The organism is Halorubrum rarum (assembly GCF_048380895.1).
Classification (GTDB): domain Archaea; phylum Halobacteriota; class Halobacteria; order Halobacteriales; family Haloferacaceae; genus Halorubrum.
In genome coordinates this window covers 31,894-43,981 of record NZ_JBLWMN010000003.1, presented here as the reverse complement: position 1 = coordinate 43,981, position 12,088 = coordinate 31,894, and the positions used below count along the sequence as shown (strand labels likewise).

Sequence of the window (12,088 nt, the reverse complement as noted above, 5' to 3'; positions counted from 1 at the left end):
GGTCCCCGTTTCGACGTGTTTTTTATCGGCGGGAGTCACTCTCTCCGCATGGCTGAATTCAAAGTCGTCGTTGCCGACCCCGAGACCGGCGAGACGGTCCAGCGCGAGGTCGACGGACAGGACGCGAACCGCTTCCTCGGACGAGAGCTCGGCGACGAGATCGGCGGCGACGCCGTCGGACTCGAGGGCTTTACGATCGAGATCACCGGCGGCTCCGACGAGACCGGCCGACCGATGCGAACGGACGTCTCCGGAACCCGTCTGAAGGAGCTCCTCCTCGAGGGCGGCGTCGGATTCAAGCCGTCTCGGGACGGCGAGCGAAAGCGCATCACCGTTCGCGGCCGTGAGATCGCCGACGACGTCGCGCAGATCAACGTGTCGGTCGTCGACGGAGAGGGCGACGTCGCGTCCGCACTCGCCGGCGACGAGGAGTAACGAACTCGTTCGATGCCGCGTGTTCCGTCCGACGACGAGAGCGTCGCGTCCGTCCGCGCCTCGCTCGCGCGGAGCGGCGGCACTCGACGGCTGTGCGTACGGGTGCCGAACGACGAGGAGATCGCATCGAAGCTCGATTCGGGCGAGTGTGACTCCCTTCGATCGTCCGCAGGCGATCTCGTCCGCTTGACGATCGATCGGGAGACGTATCACGCGCGTGTCGAGCGCGCGGGCGGGAGGCGGCTCCTTCGGGGCGCGTTCGACAACAAGCGGCTCGCCCGCACGCCGGGAGAGGGGTCGAATCGGCTCCACGAGTGGATCGACGACCACGGTGGCGAGGAGGGCGACGTCGTTCTCCTCGACGTGCTCGCGCCCGGAGACGCGTACGGTCTTCGCTTCCCGGGCGAGCGGACCGTCTACGACGTTCGTCGGGGTCCCCGCTCGTCGCTGTCGGATATCGCCAACGATCTCGACGGCTGATCGTCGCTCAGTTCACCGATCCCGGACCTGCCGGTCGGATCGCTTATTCTCTCGCAGGACGGATCTCCGGGCATGAAGGAGGTCGACGCGGAGTTGTCGACGCTCGATCGGGCGATCATCAACGCGTTTCAGGGGGGGTTCCCCGTCGTGGAGCGACCGTTCGAGGCGGCGGCAGCCGCGCTCCGGGAGCACGGAGTCGACGTGACCGGCGCGGAACTGTGCGAGCGCGTCCGAGAACTCGACGAGGAGGGCGTCCTCTCGCGGTTCGGGGCGCTGGTGAACGCCGAGGAGATCGGCGGTGCGGCGTCGCTGGTCGCGATGCACGCGCCCGCGGACCGATTCGAGGAGATAGTTGAGCAGGTCAACGGGTTCCGCGAGGTCGCACACAACTACGAGCGCGAACATCCGCATCTCAACGTCTGGTTCGTCGTGAGCGTCGCGGATCACCCGGACCCGGACAAGGACGGGAGCGACCGGGTCGAGGAGGTGCTCGCGGAGATCGAGGACGTGACCGGCCAGGAGACGTACAACCTGCCGAAGCAGCGGGAGTTCCACGTCGGCGCGAAGTTCCTCGTCGACGGCCCGGTACCGGACGGCGACGTCGATCTATCCGGAATCGGTCCCGACGTGACCCCCGTCGATCGGTCGTCGCTGACGCCCGCGGAGCGCGACCTCGTCGTCGAGATCCAGGGCGGCTTGCCGGTGAGCGAGACGCCGTACGCGGACATCGCCGAGCGGATCGACGCCGACGTCGGATGGGTCGTCGAGACGATAACGCGGTTCAACGAGGAGGGAAAAGTGCGTCGAGTGGGCGTGATTCCGAACCACTACGCGCTCGGCTACACGGAAAACGGGATGACGGTCTGGGACGTTCCCGAGGCGGTGCTCGACGAGGTCGGTCCCGCCGTCGCCGCGCTCGAGTTCGTTACTCACTGTTATCATCGACCGCGCCACGCCGGGGTGTGGGAGTACAACTTCTTCGCGATGACACACGGACGGACCGAGGCGGAGAGCGAACAGCGGGTCGCACAGGTGAGAGAGACGATGGCCGAACACTGGGACGTCGGCGAGAACGATTGGGACACGCTGTTCTCGACCCGGATCCTGAAAAAGACCGGTATCCGATTGGACGAGCGGGCCGACAGTAACACCGAGTGATCCGGAACGACGGAGTCGACCGATGATCCCCCTGTTTCACGATTTCGCCGGCGAGACCGTGCTCGTGTTCGGCGGCGGAGCCGTCGGCGCGCGGAAAGCCCGGCGGTTCGCCGCCGAGTCGCGCGTCGTCGTCGTGAGTCCGACGTTCGACGAGGCGCTGGTCGAACTCGCGGATGAGCGGCCGTCGGCCGCTGGCGATCCCGCGAGTACCGACTCCGAGGGTGCTGGAGACGGCGGACGCATCGATCTCGTTCGCGACGCGCCCGACGCCCACGGCGTTCGCGAGTTGGTCGATCGAACGTCGCCGGCGCTCGTCGTTGCCGCCACGGACGACGCCGCGATCAACGCCGCCGCCGAGGCGGCCGCACGCGAGGCCGGTGCACTGGTGAACCGGACGGATCGCTCGGGCGAACGCGACCCGGGCAGCGTCGTCGTCCCCGCGACCGTCGACGACGGTCCGGTTCGGGTGGCGATCTCGACGGGTGGACGGAGCCCGGCACTGTCGAAGGCGCTTCGCGAACGGATCGAAGCGGAGATCGACGGGGCCGGCGCGATGGCGGAGCTCTCCGGATCCCTGCGATCGGAGCTCCACGAACGCGACGTCGATCCCGTGCGGAGGCGGGCGGCGATCCGGGCCGTCGTGCGATCGGATCGGGTTTGGAAGGCTTTACAAGAGGGGGTGTCCAAGGGCAGCCAAGAGGCAGAGAAGGTGATCGAGGAGGTGCTCCGAGAATGAAAGAGACCGGTCTGATCGTCGGTGCATCCGTCGCGTCCAGTCGCGCGAGGGTCGACGAGATCGATGCCGCGGGCCGGGACGGAGTCCGTGCGACCGTCTCGGACCTGCTCGCTCGGGACGGGGTCGAGGAGGCGTTCGCGATCCAGACGTGCAACCGTTCGGAGGCGTACGTCGTCGTCGAGCGCCCTGCCGCCGGGGCAGCCGCGCTGTCGTCGTTCGCGCCGGACGTCCGTGACGGCTCCGTTCGACGGATGGACCACGAGGAGAGCCTCGAACACCTGATGCGTGTCGCGTCCGGGCTCGAATCCCTCGTGCTCGGCGAGGACCAGATCATCGGACAGGTCCGGGTCGCCTACGAGGAGTGTCGGTCTGCGGGAGGGATCGGCCCCGTTCTGGAGGACGCGGTAACGAAGGCGATCCACGTCGGCGAGCGTGCGCGGACGGAGACGTCGATAAACGAGGGTGTCGTCTCGCTGGGGTCCGCGGCGGTCGAGCTGGCGTCCTCGGAGACGGAGCTCGCGGGAACGACCGCCATCGTCGTCGGGGCGGGCGAGATGGGGACGCTCGCGGCACGCGCCCTCGACGACACCGAGGTCGACGAGGTGATCGTCGCCAACCGGACGGTGCCGAACGCGGAGTTCGTCGCCGGCGAGATCGAGACCGACGCGGCGGCCGTTCCGCTCGCCGATCTCGTTCGTCTGCTCCCCGACGCCGATCTCGTCATCACCGCGACCGGGAGCTCCGAACCGGTGATCGATGCGGACCACCTGACTGGTATGGACGGGGCCGTCTGTATCGACATCGCACAGCCTCGCGACGTCGACCCGTCGGCCGCGGAGCTCTCGAACGTCTCGCTTTTCGACATCGACGCGTTGGAGAGCGTGACCCACCGGACTCGAAAACAGCGCGCGACGGAGGCCGAGGCGGTCGAACGGATCATCGACGAGGAGCTCGATCGGCTGTTGCAGTCGTACAAACGCAAGCGCGCCGACGACGTCATCTCGACGATGTACGCCGAAGCCGATCGGGTGAAGAACCGCGAACTCGACAGCGCGCTCTCGAAGCTCGACGCACAGGGAGAGCTCACCGACGACCAGCGTGAGACCGTCGAGGCGATGGCGGACGCGCTGGTCGGGCAGCTACTGGCCGCACCGACCCGATCGCTGCGGGACGCCGCCGGTGAGGACGACTGGGAGACGATACAAACCGCCCTCCGGCTGTTCGATCCGGAGTTCGACGAGCGGCCGCTGGCGACCGGCGAGCCGGGAGCAACGGCGTCAGCCCCCGAGACGGCCGTCGAGGAGCTGGACGACTGAAACGTCGACCGATCGACCGCGCAGTCACCCGGTGTTTTTCATTCCGGCAGCGATGCCGTTGACCGTCAGCCGTAGGGTCCGCTCCTCCTCGTCGGTGCGGTTGGTTCGTCCGAGCAGATCCGCCTGGAGGAGGTTGAGCGGGTCGACGTAGGGGTTCCGTCTGTCGAGGCTCTCGGCGAGCCACTCGCGTCGGATGAGCTCCTCGCGACCGCTCACCGCGAGGACGAGCTCGCGGGCTCGCTCGTACTCGTCGACGAGCTGTGGGTAGAACCGATCGCGGAGGTCGGCGGCGGCGAGATCCGCGTACTCGGCGGCGATCTCGGGTTCCGTTCGAGCGAGCGCCATCGACGCGTTATCGAGGGTCGTCCGGAAGAACGGCCATTCCGCGAACATCTCCCGAAGCGTTTCGAGACCCTCCTCCTCGCCGACCTCGTCGAGGTATGCGTCGATCCCGGACGCCACCGCGTACCAGCCGGGGAGGATGAGGCGGGTCTGCGTCCACGAGAACACCCACGGGATGGCGCGGAGGTCCTCGACGCTGCGCTCGCCGGATCGGGAGGCCGGACGGGAGCCGAGGTTGAGGTCCTCGACGACCGTGATCGGGGTCGCCTGCTCGAAGTAGGAGACGAACCCGTCGGCGTTCAACAGGTCCCGGTACGTCTCTCTGGCGGCCGGTGCCATCGTCTCCATCGCGTCGACCCACGCGTCGGGAACGCTCTCGGTCGGCTCCTCGATCGCCTCGTGTCGAGCGCGGATCTGTGCGTCGAGCATCTGTTCGAGCTCGCGCTCGGCGATCCGCGGGTTGGCGTACTTCTCGGCGATCGCCTCGCCCTGCTCGGTGAACTTCACCTGTCCGGAGACGGTCTCGTTCGGGAGCGCGAGCAGCGCCTCGTTCATCGGACCACCGCCGCGGGATATCGAGCCGCCCCGACCGTGGAACAGTCGAAGGGTCACGTCCTCCTCGCGACAGAACGCCGCGAGTCGGCGCTGGTTCTTGTAGAGGTCCCAGTTGGCGGCGAGAAAGCCGTTCTCCTTGTTCGAGTCGGAGTAACCGAGCATCACTTCCTGGAGGCCCCCGCGCACGTCCAGCGCCGTGCTGTACACGTCGTTCTCGAAGAGCGTCCCCAGGATACGCTCGGCTCCGTTGAGCGCTGACTCCGTCTCCAGCAGGGGAACGACGTCGAGCCCGCAGTGGCCGGGAAGCGACACGACGCCCACCTGGTCGGCCAGGAACAACACTTCGAGGACGTGGCTCGGCTCCTCGGTCATCGAGATGCAGTAGGTGTCTATCGCCTGCATGCCGTACTCCGCCTGCCAGTCGGCGAGCGCCCGGAACCGACGAAGCACGCGCTCGGCGGTCTCCGAGACGTCGCCCGGATCCTCGACGTCGACGACCGGCTGCGCCTGTTCGATGGCGTCGGTGAGGAACGCGGTCCGTTCCGTCTCGTCCATCTCGCGGTACTCGACGCTCTCCACGCCAACGAGCTCGGCGACCGCCTCCGTGTGGTTCTCGCGGTGGTCCCGGAGATCGAGTGACGCGAGGGTGAGTCCGAACGTGTCGACCTGCCTGCGGAGCGGCTCGATGAACGACTCCCGCACGGAGTCGTTGTGATCGGTCGACAGCGACTCGGCGATGACGTCGAGATCGTCGAGGAACGTCCCGCCGTCGGGGTAGCCGCCGGGTCTGACGTCGCCGACGCGGTCGAGCCGTTCACGCATCAGGCGGAGTTTCTGGCGGTACGGTTCATCGGGGTAGCGCTCGCGGGCCTCCTCGACGACGGTCGGGAAGCGCTCGGCGTCCGCCGCGAGCGACGCCGCGAGCTCGTCGCCGACGGCGTATCGCTCGCCGTCGTGGCTCAACACGGCCGAGAGTCGCTTACACTGCTCGCGGTACGTCTCGGTGGCGACGGTGCGCTGACGGTCGAGCGTCTCCTCGGTCACCGCTGGCGTGACGAACGGGTTGCCGTCGCGGTCGGATCCGGCCCACGATCGGAACTCGAACAGCTTGGGGCAGTCGACGTCGTCGTACTCGTTGGATATCGTCTCCTCGAACTCCTCGTAGGCGTCTCCGACGACGTCGAACAGGGTGTTCTCCAGATACCAGCTGACGTTGCGCGCCTCGTCCTGGGGTTCGGGCCGTCGCTGCCGGACCTGACGGGTCCCCCAGAGGCTCGTCACCTCCGCCGTGACGTCGCGCCAGATGGCGTTCCGTTCCCGTTCGGTGAGGTTGCGCTCGTCGAGTTCCTCGATGTGGGTGGCGATCGAGCGGAGCTTCGCTTTGACCGTGGCTCGTCGCGCCTCGGTGGGATGGGCGGTGAACGTCGGTTCGATCAGGACGTCGTCGAGGATCTCGGTGAGCTCCTCGTCGTCGACGCCGGCCGCCGAGAGCGCGGCGAGCGTGTTCTCGAAGGAGTCGTGGAGCGATCCGTCGGCGTCCGCGCTCCGGACGGCGCGGACGCGCTCGCGTTCCTCGGCGAGGTTGATGAGCTCGAAGTACGTCGTGAACGCCCGAGCGACGATCCCCTCTCTCGTCGGCGAGAGTTCGTCGACCGAGCTCCGGAGCGTCTCCCGATCCGCTACCCTACCGCTGCGATAATCGATCGATGCGTTACGGAGGGTTTCGACCGTCTCGAACGCCTCCGTCGAGGTCTGTGCGGATAGTACGTCCCCGAGCAGCGCGCCGAGCTCGCGAACGTCCGTCCGGACGTTTCGATTGTGCAACTGCATACCACACACACTGCTGTCCGATCCGGTTAAATCCGCCGCCTAAAACGAATGTTGCCTCACAGCCGAGTAAACTATTATGCCCGATCGGGATCGGCGACGTTCGAGCGATCGACGGAGCCGTCGTTCCCGGAAGGGTAAAACAGGTCGCGTTCCCGGCAGGCTGGACGGTTCGTCACCCTTTTTACCGATCCGTCCCGAGCGAGTGGTATGAGCGAGTCCGACAAGTATCCCGCCGAATCTGGCCGACGGCGGTTCGTGAAGGGCGTCGTCGGGGGCGCGGCCCTCGCGGGCGTCGGCGCGGCGGGATCGGCGACCGTGAACTCTCTGACGACTTCGGGTGGCGTAGGCGGCGGCGCGACCGTCGCGATGACGATCGCCCACACAGGTGGGCCGGCACCGCGCGGGCTCCCGCAGATTCCCGTCCGAGTGAACGACGAGGGATACCTCGAAGGGCTCTGGCCCGAGGTCCAGACGGTCGAACAGGACGGCTTCGAGATCGAGGTCGCTCGCGAGGAACTCGGCGGGCGCACGTACTCGGGCGAGTGGTTCCAGTACTGCGGGATCGAATCGCAAGAGAACGTTCAGCCGAACTTCGAGTCCGATAACCTCTTTCGAGCGGCGACGGGGACGTACGACTGGCAGGACGAGACGTACGACGCCGGAGACCGGATCCACGTCGACGATTTCGACGACTACGACACGTGGGGTAACGACGTCGGGAACGACGGCGTCGGCAAGCCCGCCGCGGTCACCTGGCGGTCCGAGGACGCCGACTCGGTGTTGAACGCGGTCGTCATCCGCTCGCCGCGGATCGAGGAGGCCGCCCAGGAGGACGAGTGGGTCGATGCGTCGACGGATCAGGGGTTCATCGCGTACCTCAACGTGTGTACCCACTTCTGTTGTATTCCCGGCTACAAGGAACTCGAGGAATCGGCCCGATACAACGCCGAGGACGGTGCCTACTGCGTCTGTCACCAGTCGGTGTACGACCCGTTCACGCTCGAACAGGCGCTGTTCATCGCCCGCCCGCGGCCGGAGTAGCCGAGAGGCTCGGTCCGATCCGGTCCCTCTCACGAGCACGTCTCGGAGCGCGGTGTTTTTGCCGTTCCTGCCCGGATAGTCGCGCATGAACACCGACGACGATCGGACGGAGCGCGACGAGACGGACGAGTTCGACGCTGAACTGGACGCCGCCCGTGACCTGCTCGACGGCACCGACATCGAGGCGATCCACGTCGGCGTCGTCCGGGACGGGGAGGTCGACACGACGTTCGCCCAGCGAACCGACGACCCCGAAAGCGAGGGGTTGCGTGCGCTCGCGCTGTTGGCGGCACACGTCCAGCTCGTGGCGGACGAAGCCGGCGTCGAGGCGTCGACTGTCGCCGGGGACGCGGCGACGCTCGCGGGGCGAGTCGAACGGATCCCCGCCAGCACGGATCGGCTTCCCGACGAGTAGTCGCGGATCGGGTGCCGATCCTCAGTCGGTCGTCCCGATTCCCGACTCCTCGTCGGTGCGGAGTCGGCGGAGCTGATGGATCACGCCGGCCAGCGCGACCATGAGCACCGCGAGGTTGAACGCCGCGAGCGCGACCGACTGATAGGCGGGATCGAGCCACGTCCGGATCGCCGTGCCGACGTGTCCGTAGACGTTCCAGCCGGCTATCAGCGCCAGCAGGACCAAGGCGGCGAGCGCGACCCTATCGAGGACCCCGCGTACGTCGGACGCGGAGAGGCGACCGAATCGGTCGGATCCGGGACGGTCGGTCGCCCGGTCGTCGTCGTGATCCTCGATCCGATCGTCGGTGCGATCCTCGATCCGATCGTCGTGATCATCGGTCCGATCGTCGGTGCGATCCTCGATACGGTCGTGATGGGTTTCGGTGTGTGTCTCGTCAGTCATGGGTCTCTCGTCAGTCATGGGTCTCTCGTCAGTCATGGGTCTCTCGTCAGTCATGGGTTCCTCCGGGCGAACAGCGCGGCCGCAGCGATCGCCACCACCGCGAGGGCGATGCCGAAGCCGGGCGTATCCTCCTCGGTTCCGCCGGCGTCCTCGGCCTCGGGGGTCGGCCGATCGGTCACCGTCTCCGCGTCGTCGGTGAAGTCATCGACGGCGAACTCGACGTTCTGTACCGTCTCGTTCGCCTGAATACTCTCTTGGGGATCGAGATTGGCGACGCTTTGCGTCTCGTCGATCAGCACGTCGTCGTCCCACAGCGCGACGTCGACGTAGTAGTTGTACTCGTTCGGCACTTCGACGGTCGCGGTGACCGTGTCCGTTCGGCCGGGTCGTATCGATCCGACGGTCACCTCGGCGTCGTCCGCGACGACGTTCGATTCGGCCTGCCGAACCAGAAGCCGGAGGTCGAGGTCCGCCGAGTCGGTGTCACCGCGGTTCGTGACCGAGGCGGACACGTCCAGCGTCGTCGTGTCGGCGTCGGTGTTTCTGACCGTGACGGTTACCGTCGGCCAGACGGTCCCATCCGTGAATCCGACGCGGGAGTCCGCGTACGACGGCGTGAGCGCGGCGACGCCCGACACTCGAGTCGACTGCTCGGTTCGTCGCTCGCCGTCGACGTAGACGAGCGTTTCGAGCCGGTATCCGCCGGAACGCTCCACCTCGAGCGTTCCCTCGACACGTCGCTCGCTGCTCGACTCCATCGCCGCCCGACGCGCCGCGGGGTCGTCCGCTACCGCGCCGTCCGCATCCCCCGCGTCGGTTTCGACGTCGCCGACCTCGACCGTCGTCTCGTCCGCCAGCAGTCCGGAGTCGGCGTCGATCGCGCGGAATCGAACGGTGACGTTCTCGGCGGTGGATCCGCGGTGTTCCAGATCCATGAGCACGTCGAGCTCGGCGGTTGCACCGCCGACGTCGCCCGGTTGGACGACGACGTCCGCGACGCTCAGGTGGCTTGGATAGTCGGGACCGTCACGCTCCCGAGGATCGTCGAGCGCACCGGGAACCGCGACGACGCCGATCGCACCGACGAGGAAAAGTACCACGGCAGCGGAGAGGAGGGCCGTTCGCGTATCCATGTTCCGTGCGTTCGCCGGTCGAGGTATAGGCTTTCGGGAGGGACAAGCAGCGGCTTGTGTCTCGCCGCCCCGCTTCCCGCTCGCTGAATCGTCCGCTCCTCACACCACCCGGTAGCGTCCGCCCGATTCGGAGAGCTCGCCGCGCCGCGTCAGTTTCGCCAGGAGGTCGCGGGCCGCGTCGGCGGGAACGCCGTGGGTGACCGCGTCCGCAACGATCGCGTCCTCGGTGGGCTCGTCGACCGCTCGAACCGCATCACGGATGATCTCGGGTCGACTCCGAGCGGGCGAATCGTTGCCCTCGGCGCGCGCGCCGGCAGCGAACGCCGCGTCGGCGTCGATCCCCGACGTCTCCAAGTACTCGCGGTCGTCGATGCCCGCCTCCTCGACGGCCCGTTCCAACTCGGCGACGTGATCGACTTCGGCGAACGCCTCGCTGTCGCCGTGTTTCTTCGCGAGCAGCGCGGCACGAGCTTCACGCGCGGCCTCGCGGTCCTCGGACTCGAAGAAGTGTTTCAGCTTGCTCGTTCGGTGTGTCTTCGAGCATCGCGAACACTGCGCGGTGTCACTCGTCTCCGGATCGCGGAGGAGCCACATGTTCGCACATTCGTTGCACCCGACGACGGCGTACATATGTGCGGGTTCGTTCGGATCCGGTTTGAACCCTCGCTTCGTCGTGACCGACCCACGAATGAGAGGGAGAGAACGTACGTTCATTCCTTATATCGGATGATTTTCTATAACTGTATTTTTATATAATACGCCGATATGTCGTGTCATACCGATAGGTAGTCTCGAACACGCATATCCGATAAGCATCAGTATCGTTGTGTGTGGATCTTCCGATATTCCTGTGATAAGTTATTAAAAGAAATTTATCGGGAGTATAATTATATAGGCACTAGAAATATTCCCGAATACAGTACAATATCCATTATTAACTGAATATTAGATATAATCGTGCTATTAGACAGATGCTAATAAAAACGAGTCAGTATAGTAGTCTGTAAATATATAAGAAAATATAGAAACTGGAAAATGATGTGTATTATTAATTTATAGCTGATCGGGCCCGGTCATCGCACGTGGTATTAAAGACGCGAACAGGCCGTCGAGCATCTCTTGAAGCTCCTCGACGCTCGTCTCACGGGCGGTTTCGGGGAGTCCGAGGTCGGTGATGGTCTGGATCGGCCACGAGTCATAGGCGACGGAGTTCGATAGGACTAGTCGATCCACGGCCTCGGGCGTGCGAGCGGCGTAGCGCAGCCCGACGCCGCTGCCCAGGTCGTGACCGACGAAGTCGATCGTGTCGAATCCGTCGTGGATCGCCGAGTTGCCGTAGCCGACCACGTCCGGCGCGATTGCCCGACGCTCCGACGCGACCGCGTCGAACTGTTAGCGGAAGAGGTACGAGTTCGTCGGGATCCCGTGGAGGAACACCACCGGGTCACCCGTCCCTTCGTCTCGGTACGCCACTTCGAGGTCGTGGCCGTCGACCGCGACGGTCGCGCGTTCTTGGGCCGCCGTCCATTCGGAGTATGTCGTTGTCATGGTGTGAGTCACCCTCTCGTGGGAGTTCGGCGGAAAGCCCCAAAGCGGTGTTGCCTATGCTAATAGGTCCACGATCCCGTCAGGGGTCGAGGCCTCGTCGACCGAAAGGACGAACACACGTCGAACTTCGCGGCTCAGCGCCGCGCCGCCCTCGACCGACTCGTCCGCGAGTACCCGAACGTCTGTACGATCCCGACGAGAAGCCGTGGATCGTCGTCGACGGGGCTGACCCAGCGGAGCACTTCGCATTGAACCGCGACCGCAACGACAGCGTGCTCAACTCAAAGAATTATATGAAATACTATAGTAAAACTATAGCATAATATTACAGTTATTTCTGTACACCTCGCCACCTCGAGGCCCCGCCACTGTTTGGAGCTCCGAGGGCGGTCCGTGGACCAACGGTCTCGTCTAAGTTCGTGATCAACTATGGCGTAGAAATTGACGAATATTGTGTGTTAACTCCGAATATACAATCGTATTTATCCCATATACGTTTACTTCTATACGATGGCGTCTGATCTCACTTCCTTCGCCGGTTCTTCGTTGAATCGGTAACGTATCCGACCGTCCGTTCTTTCGTCTGGACGATGTATGGCTCAACGCTTTGAGACTGCCGGATGACATATTATAATCACATGCATTTTGTTTATCT

13 protein-coding genes are annotated in these 12,088 nt (G+C 65.3%); 7 read left to right on the top strand and 6 right to left on the bottom strand.

Going from position 1 to position 12,088, the window contains the following annotated elements; translation table 11 throughout:
* Positions 1–48: 48 nt before the first annotated feature.
* From ACNSN7_RS03365 to hemA, 5 genes are all read left to right on the top strand, one after another.
* Complete coding sequence (locus tag ACNSN7_RS03365; RefSeq protein WP_418280660.1) at positions 49–435, top strand: 30S ribosomal protein S6e; 387 nt, start codon at positions 49–51, stop codon at positions 433–435.
* Positions 436–447: 12 nt separating this feature from the next.
* Entirely contained in the window at positions 448–915 is a 468-nt protein-coding gene (locus ACNSN7_RS03360) for a DUF7112 family protein (RefSeq protein ID WP_418280658.1), read from the top strand.
* A gap of 72 nt (positions 916–987) precedes the next feature.
* Positions 988–2,073 carry a siroheme decarboxylase subunit beta gene (gene ahbB / locus ACNSN7_RS03355; RefSeq protein WP_418280656.1) on the top strand — a complete coding sequence of 362 codons (1,086 nt, stop codon included), beginning with the start codon at positions 988–990 and terminating at the stop codon, positions 2,071–2,073.
* Between the two features lie 22 nt (positions 2,074–2,095).
* Positions 2,096–2,809 (top strand): precorrin-2 dehydrogenase/sirohydrochlorin ferrochelatase family protein, encoded by a 714-nt coding sequence (locus ACNSN7_RS03350; RefSeq protein WP_418280654.1) that lies wholly within the window; start codon positions 2,096–2,098, stop codon positions 2,807–2,809.
* Positions 2,806–4,125: a glutamyl-tRNA reductase gene (hemA, locus tag ACNSN7_RS03345; protein WP_418280652.1), complete on the top strand. Its 1,320-nt coding sequence runs from the start codon at positions 2,806–2,808 to the stop codon at positions 4,123–4,125. Before ACNSN7_RS03350 ends, hemA begins: the two co-directional genes overlap by 4 nt.
* Positions 4,126–4,149: 24 nt before the next feature.
* Here hemA and ppc read toward each other — a convergent pair whose 3' ends face one another.
* Positions 4,150–6,852, bottom strand: coding sequence for a phosphoenolpyruvate carboxylase (gene ppc, locus ACNSN7_RS03340; protein ID WP_418280651.1), 2,703 nt, complete (start codon positions 6,850–6,852; stop codon positions 4,150–4,152).
* 207 nt (positions 6,853–7,059) lie between these two features.
* Between ppc and ACNSN7_RS03335 the strand changes: the two genes are divergently transcribed.
* Positions 7,060–7,893 (top strand): ubiquinol-cytochrome c reductase iron-sulfur subunit, encoded by an 834-nt coding sequence (locus ACNSN7_RS03335; RefSeq protein WP_418280650.1) that lies wholly within the window; start codon positions 7,060–7,062, stop codon positions 7,891–7,893.
* Positions 7,894–7,978: 85 nt separating this feature from the next.
* Positions 7,979–8,308, top strand: coding sequence for a DUF8113 family protein (locus ACNSN7_RS03330; protein WP_418280649.1), 330 nt, complete (start codon positions 7,979–7,981; stop codon positions 8,306–8,308).
* 21 nt (positions 8,309–8,329) lie between these two features.
* Here ACNSN7_RS03330 and ACNSN7_RS03325 read toward each other — a convergent pair whose 3' ends face one another.
* The 5 genes from ACNSN7_RS03325 to ACNSN7_RS03305 all read right to left on the bottom strand — a co-directional run bounded on the left by ACNSN7_RS03325 (position 8,330) and on the right by ACNSN7_RS03305 (position 11,433).
* Positions 8,330–8,752: a DUF8060 family membrane protein gene (locus ACNSN7_RS03325; RefSeq protein WP_418280648.1), complete on the bottom strand. Its 423-nt coding sequence runs from the start codon at positions 8,750–8,752 to the stop codon at positions 8,330–8,332.
* 50 nt (positions 8,753–8,802) lie between these two features.
* Positions 8,803–9,885 (bottom strand): DUF7490 domain-containing protein, encoded by a 1,083-nt coding sequence (locus tag ACNSN7_RS03320; protein WP_418280646.1) that lies wholly within the window; start codon positions 9,883–9,885, stop codon positions 8,803–8,805.
* A 99-nt stretch (positions 9,886–9,984) separates the two neighbouring features.
* Entirely contained in the window at positions 9,985–10,515 is a 531-nt protein-coding gene (locus ACNSN7_RS03315) for a DUF5817 domain-containing protein (RefSeq protein ID WP_418280645.1), read from the bottom strand.
* Between the two features lie 423 nt (positions 10,516–10,938).
* Entirely contained in the window at positions 10,939–11,232 is a 294-nt protein-coding gene (locus ACNSN7_RS03310) for an alpha/beta fold hydrolase (protein ID WP_418280643.1), read from the bottom strand.
* A gap of 45 nt (positions 11,233–11,277) precedes the next feature.
* Entirely contained in the window at positions 11,278–11,433 is a 156-nt protein-coding gene (locus ACNSN7_RS03305; RefSeq protein WP_418280642.1) for a hypothetical protein, read from the bottom strand.
* Positions 11,434–12,088 lie beyond the last annotated feature (655 nt).

Excerpts from the sequence above, each read along its gene's own strand:
- ahbB (WP_418280656.1), top strand. The coding sequence starts at position 988 with ATGAAGGAGGTCGACGCGGAGTTGTCGACGCTCGATCGGGCGATCATC.
- hemA (WP_418280652.1), top strand. The coding sequence starts at position 2,806 with ATGAAAGAGACCGGTCTGATCGTCGGTGCATCCGTCGCGTCCAGTCGC.
- ACNSN7_RS03330 (WP_418280649.1), top strand. The coding sequence starts at position 7,979 with ATGAACACCGACGACGATCGGACGGAGCGCGACGAGACGGACGAGTTC.
- ACNSN7_RS03350 (WP_418280654.1), top strand. The coding sequence starts at position 2,096 with ATGATCCCCCTGTTTCACGATTTCGCCGGCGAGACCGTGCTCGTGTTC.
- ACNSN7_RS03335 (WP_418280650.1), top strand. The coding sequence starts at position 7,060 with ATGAGCGAGTCCGACAAGTATCCCGCCGAATCTGGCCGACGGCGGTTC.
- ACNSN7_RS03315 (WP_418280645.1), bottom strand. The coding sequence starts at position 10,515 with ATGTACGCCGTCGTCGGGTGCAACGAATGTGCGAACATGTGGCTCCTC.
- ACNSN7_RS03360 (WP_418280658.1), top strand. The coding sequence starts at position 448 with ATGCCGCGTGTTCCGTCCGACGACGAGAGCGTCGCGTCCGTCCGCGCC.
- ppc (WP_418280651.1), bottom strand. The coding sequence starts at position 6,852 with ATGCAGTTGCACAATCGAAACGTCCGGACGGACGTTCGCGAGCTCGGC.
- ACNSN7_RS03365 (WP_418280660.1), top strand. The coding sequence starts at position 49 with ATGGCTGAATTCAAAGTCGTCGTTGCCGACCCCGAGACCGGCGAGACG.
- ACNSN7_RS03305 (WP_418280642.1), bottom strand. The coding sequence starts at position 11,433 with ATGACAACGACATACTCCGAATGGACGGCGGCCCAAGAACGCGCGACC.
- ACNSN7_RS03320 (WP_418280646.1), bottom strand. The coding sequence starts at position 9,885 with ATGGATACGCGAACGGCCCTCCTCTCCGCTGCCGTGGTACTTTTCCTC.
- ACNSN7_RS03325 (WP_418280648.1), bottom strand. The coding sequence starts at position 8,752 with ATGACTGACGAGACACACACCGAAACCCATCACGACCGTATCGAGGAT.